This is a genomic window from Mycobacterium sp. 1245801.1 (assembly GCF_001673055.1).
GTDB lineage: Bacteria > Actinomycetota > Actinomycetes > Mycobacteriales > Mycobacteriaceae > Mycobacterium > Mycobacterium europaeum_A.
Genome location: NZ_LZKY01000127.1, coordinates 1 through 5331 on the forward strand (window position 1 = coordinate 1; position 5331 = coordinate 5331).

At 69.4% G+C, this 5331-nt stretch carries 5 protein-coding genes; 3 read left to right on the forward strand and 2 right to left on the reverse strand.

Features of this window, described 5'->3' with window-relative positions; translation table 11 throughout:
- Nucleotides 1-49: 49 nt before the first annotated feature.
- Nucleotides 50-946 (reverse strand): mycobacterial-type methylenetetrahydrofolate reductase, encoded by an 897-nt coding sequence (locus A5622_RS07450; RefSeq protein ID WP_066877632.1) that lies wholly within the window; start codon nt 944-946, stop codon nt 50-52.
- A 270-nt stretch (nt 947-1216) separates the two neighbouring features.
- Between A5622_RS07450 and idsA2 the strand changes: the two genes are divergently transcribed.
- Both idsA2 and A5622_RS07460 read left to right on the forward strand, forming a co-directional pair.
- Nucleotides 1217-2266 carry a bifunctional (2E,6E)-farnesyl/geranyl diphosphate synthase gene (gene idsA2, locus A5622_RS07455; RefSeq protein WP_066877634.1) on the forward strand — a complete coding sequence of 350 codons (1050 nt, stop codon included), beginning with the start codon at nt 1217-1219 and terminating at the stop codon, nt 2264-2266.
- A gap of 3 nt (nt 2267-2269) precedes the next feature.
- Nucleotides 2270-3823, forward strand: a complete 1554-nt coding sequence (locus tag A5622_RS07460) for an alpha-(1->6)-mannopyranosyltransferase A (RefSeq protein ID WP_066877636.1) — start codon at nt 2270-2272, stop codon at nt 3821-3823.
- Between the two features lie 10 nt (nt 3824-3833).
- On the opposite strand, the gene A5622_RS07465 is transcribed toward A5622_RS07460, so the two are convergent.
- Nucleotides 3834-4238 carry an Rv2175c family DNA-binding protein gene (locus tag A5622_RS07465; protein WP_007770743.1) on the reverse strand — a complete coding sequence of 135 codons (405 nt, stop codon included), beginning with the start codon at nt 4236-4238 and terminating at the stop codon, nt 3834-3836.
- Between the two features lie 164 nt (nt 4239-4402).
- On the opposite strand from A5622_RS07465, the gene A5622_RS07470 reads away from it, so the two are divergent.
- Nucleotides 4403-5331 (forward strand): protein kinase (locus A5622_RS07470; RefSeq protein ID WP_066877638.1); only part of this gene is annotated, 929 nt, incomplete at its 3' end.

A 5331-nucleotide genomic window follows, 5' to 3' on the forward strand; every position in this document is an offset into this window, starting at 1 on the left:
CCGGTCACCGCGGTTGACGGCGCCGCGCGACCAGCCGCCGCCCAGCTAGCTACCCCTGCCGGCCCGGTGACCAGTAGGCGAGCATCTCCGCGAACGTCTGGAAGGCCGGCCCGGAATTTCCGTAGGTCGCCTCGAGGTGGATGCTCAACGGGAAGCCCAGCTCGGCAACCCCGTCGATGACCCGCTTGTACAGGTCGAGCATCTGCTGGCGCTTCTGCGCCGGTTCGCCGGCGGCCAGCTTCCTGACGAACTCCTGCTCGGCGGCCACCGCCGGGTTGCCCGGGTCCTGGATGAGCCAGTTGATCAGCCCGACCCGGCTCTCCATCTTCGGCACGAAGCCGAATGACAGCAGGATCTCCGGCCGGTGGTCGGTTTGCCTGGCGAACTCGCTCAGGAAGCCCACGATCGCGTCGGAGTACAGCAGCTGCGTCATACCGTAGGTGGCGCCCTGGTCGCACTTGAAGTTGAACCGGCCCTGTTCGCCGTCCCGGGTGGGGATGAGGATCACGCCGCGGTTGGTCACCAGCTCGCGGTAGATCGACAGGGCGTCGGTGGGGGCGACGCCGGAGCCCTCGCCGTCGTTCATGGTGCGCGGCACCCCGACGAACACCACGCCCTCCATGCCCGCCGAGGTCAGTTCGGTCAGCCGCGCGCGCAGCGACGCCTCGTCCATGAAGGCGGTGACCTGCGTGCACAGGCCGGTGATCCCGGGCAGTTCCGGCTTGACGATCGACCAGAAGTCGAGCACGTCCAGCTTGGGCTTCATCTGGATGGGGCGGTCGTCGTCCTCGGCGATGATCCCCGGAATCATCACGTGCCGGATCCGGCCGCCCAGGCCCGCCTCGGCCGAATTCCGCACCACTTTGTGCGCCTCTTCCAGCGCCCGCTCCCGACCTTCGTCGGCGTTCGGCGGCACCAGCTCGAGCGCAATGGTGTTGAGGGTCACGCGGCTTCTCTCCATCTGACGACTATTGGCCCGGGGCGTCTTGCGGCCGCGCAGCATTCGCGGCCCCCAGCGCACCCGCCAGCATAGGGGCGGGTTCGTGAGCCATGCGAAGCAACTGGGTCCGCCCGCCCGCGCCGTGGGGAAACCGTGGGGAAGGCGACCCGGGCGCCGCGGCGAATACACTGGTCGGGCCTGGAACACCCAGCCAGCCGAGCAGAAAGGGGCGCCGCGCTGAGCCTAGGAGCCACAGCAGCAGCGGCAACCGTCGAGTTGACCGGCGCCATCACCGACCAGTTGCGGCGGTACATGCACGACCGGCGCACCGAGACCGCGTACATCGGAGACGACTACAGCGGTCTGATCGCCGCGCTGGAAGACTTCGTGCTGAGCGGAGGCAAGCGGCTGCGGCCCGCCTTCGCCTATTGGGGCTGGCGCGCGGTGACCACCGAAGCGCCCGATGAGCAAGCGCTGCTGCTGTTTTCCGCACTCGAGCTGCTGCACGCCTGCGCGCTGGTGCACGACGACGTGATCGACGACTCCTCCACCCGGCGCGGCCGGCCGACCACCCACGTCCAGTTCGCGGCGCTGCATCGCGAGCGGCACTGGCAGGGCTCGCCCGAGCAATTCGGGATGTCGGCGGCCATCCTGCTCGGCGATCTCGCGCTGGCCTGGGCCGACGACATCGTGTTCGGGGTGGAGTTGACGCCGCAGGCGGCGCGCCGGGTGCGGCGGGTGTGGGCGAACATTCGCACCGAGGTGCTCGGCGGGCAGTACCTCGACATCGTCGCCGAGGCCAGCGCGGCCGCCTCGATCGCCTCGGCGATGAACGTCGACACCTTCAAAACCGCCTGCTACACCGTGTCCCGGCCGCTGCAACTCGGGGCGGCCGCCGCCGCCGACCGGCCCGACGTCCACGACGTCTTCAGCCAGTTCGGCACAGACCTGGGGGTGGCGTTCCAGCTGCGCGACGACGTGCTGGGCGTGTTCGGTGACCCCGCGGTGACCGGCAAGCCGTCCGGGGACGATCTGCGATCGGGCAAGCGCACCGTGCTGCTGGCCGAGGCGGTGGAGCTGGCGGAGAAGTCAGACCCGTTGGCGGCCAACCTGTTACGCACTTCAATCGGGGCCCGGCTGACCGATGCGCAGGTGGATCAGCTGCGCGACGTCATCGAGTCGGTGGGGGCGCTGGCCGCGGCCGAACAGCGGATCGCCACGCTGACCCAGCGGGCACTGGCCACCCTGGCGGCCGCACCCATCAACACCGCGGCCAAAGCGGGTCTGTCCGAACTGGCCAAGCTGGCCACGAACCGGTCCGCCTGACCGATGACGACGCCAATCGATAGCCCGGCAGCCGACTCACCGGCGGCCAAACCGGCACGCGGTGAATGGGTTTCACGGCTGAAGGCCTTCTTCGCCGCCGGCGACTCCCGCCCGGCGAAACTGGGCATGCTCGGCTCGGTGCTGATCACGCTGGGCGGCCTGGGCGCGGGCAGCACCCGCCAGCACGACCCGCTGCTCGAGTCGATGCACATGTCCTGGTTGCGTTTTGGGCACGGCCTGGTGCTGTCGTCGATCGTGTTGTGGACCGGTGTCGGTCTGATGCTGATCGCGTGGCTCGCCCTGGGTCGTCGGGTGTTGGCCGGCGAGGCGACCGAGTTCGTCATGAAGGCCACCACCGCGTTCTGGCTGGCGCCGCTGCTGGTGTCGGTGCCCGTCTTCAGCCGGGACACCTATTCCTACCTGGCGCAGGGGGCGTTGCTGCGCGACGGACTGGACCCGTACGCCGTCGGCCCGGTCGCCAACCCAAACAGCCTGTTGGACAACGTCAGTCCCATCTGGTCGATCACCACCGCACCCTATGGCCCGGTGTTCATCCTGGTGGCCAAGATCATCACCATCGTGGTCGGCAACAACGTGGTGGCCGGCACCGCGTTGCTGCGACTGTGCATGCTGCCCGGCCTGGCGCTGCTGGTCTGGGCGACTCCCCGCATCGCGCACCAGCTGGGCGCCGACGGTGCGACGGCGCTGTGGATCTGCGTGCTCAACCCCCTGGTGCTCATCCATCTGATGGGTGGGGTGCACAACGAGATGCTGATGGTGGGCCTGATGGCCGCCGGCATCGCGTTGACGTTCGGTGGCCGCCCCGTTGCCGGCATCACGCTGATCACCGTCGCGATCGCGGTCAAAGCCACCGCCGGCATCGCGCTGCCTTTTCTGGTGTGGGTGTGGGCGCGTCAGCTGCGCGATCGGCGCGGATATCGGCCGGTGCCAGCGTTTTTCGCGGCCACGGCGTTGTCGCTGCTGATCTTTTTGGTGGTGTTCGCGGTCCTGTCGGCGGTGGCGGGCGTCGGCCTGGGCTGGCTGACCGCGCTGGCCGGATCGGTGAAGATCATCAACTGGTTGACCGTGCCCACCGCGGCCGCCAACCTGATCCACGCGATCGGCGGCGGGTTCTTCCCGGTGAGCTTCTATCCGATCCTTCGCGTCACCCGGCTGGCCGGCATCGCGATCATCGCGATTTCGCTGCCGCTGTTGTGGTGGCGGTTTCGCCGCGACGACCGGGCCGCGCTGACCGGCGTCGCGTGGTCGATGTTGATCGTGGTGCTGTTCGTGCCGGCCGCGCTGCCCTGGTACTACTCGTGGCCACTGGCGATCGTGGCCCCGCTGGCGCAGTCGCGGCGGGCGGTCGCACTCATCGGCGGCGTGTCGACCTGGGTGATGGTGATTTTCAAACCCGATGGCTCGCACGGCATGTACTCGTGGTTGCACTTTTCGCTGGCCACCGTCTGCGCGCTGATCGCCGGCTACAGCCTGTATCGGGCCCCCGCGCGGCAGGCCGAGCCCGCCGGCGTCGCGGCCGACGTCCCCGCCGATTGAGCGAACGGGCTCAGTAGGCCATCGCTTGCGCCCGGCGCACGACCTCCCGGGCCTGATGGGCGTGCAGGGCGTCGACCGGACGGGCGTTGTTGAGGGCGTCGCGGCTGCCGTCACGGGTGACCGTCAACGAGGGATCCCGGGTGAACAACCAGCGCACGATCTCGGTGTCGTGGTAGCCGCCGTCGTGCAGGATGGTCAGCAGTCCCGGCAGGCTCTTGACCACCTCACCGGACTTGGTGAAGAACACCTGCGGCACCACCAGACCCTCGTCGCGGCGAACCGCAACCAGGTGGCCCTCCCGGAGTTGCTGATGCACCTTGGTGACCGGCACCCCCATCAGTTCGGCGACCCGCTTGAGGTCATAGATCGGCTCGTCGGGCTCTAGCACATCGTCGCCGGCAGGAATACTGCTCATCCCGGCAAGTGTAGGCCTAGATGGCCACCTTGAACCCGTGTTCTACCGGCCAATCACCGCCGCACACCTACGATGGCCCCGTGGCCCAAGCGCAATCGCCCGGCCCCGCCTCGGGCCGGGTCGGCCCGCATGGTCGCCGTCCCCAATCCGGGTCGGCCGATCCGTTGGAGAACGCCTTGCTGGACGGCCGCTACCTGGTTCAGTCCAGGATCGCCAGCGGCGGCACGTCGACGGTGTACCGCGGCCTGGACACCCGCCTGGACCGCCCCGTCGCGGTGAAGGTGATGGATTCTCGCTACGCCGGCGACGAGCAATTCCTGACCCGCTTCCAGCGGGAGGCCCAGACCGTCGCCCGACTGAAGGACCCCGGGCTGGTCGCGGTCTACGACCAGGGCCTGGACGCCCGGCACCCGTTTCTGGTGATGGAGCTCATCGAGGGCGGCACGCTGCGCGAACTGCTGGGCGAACGCGGACCCATGCCGCCCTATGCCGTCGCCGCGGTGCTTCGTCCGGTGCTGGGCGGGCTGGCCGCCGCGCACCGGGCCGGCCTGGTGCATCGCGACGTCAAGCCCGAGAACGTGCTGATCTCCGACGACGGCGAGGTCAAGATCGCCGACTTCGGGTTGGTGCGAGCCGTCGCCGCCGCCGGAATCACCTCCGCCAGCGTCATTTTGGGCACCGCCGCCTATCTGTCGCCCGAACAGGTGCGCGACGGCACCGCCACGGCGCGCAGCGACGTCTACTCCGCGGGAATCATGACCTACGAGCTGCTCACCGGGCGCACACCGTTCACCGGTGACTCGGCGTTGTCGCTCGCCTACCAGCGGCTGGACACCGACGTGCCGCCGCCGAGTGCGGTCATCGACGGCGTGCCCGGGCAGTTCGACGAATTCGTCCAGCGCGCCACGGCCCGCGGCCCCGCCGACCGCTACGCCGACGCGATCGAGATGCGAGCCGACCTCGACGCCATCGCCGACGAGCTTGCGCTGCCGGAGTTCTCCGTGCCGGCGCCACGCAACTCCGCGCAACACCGTTCGGCGGCGGCGCAGCACAGCCGGATGGGCCAGCGGCCACCGCACCGGCCCGCGCCGCC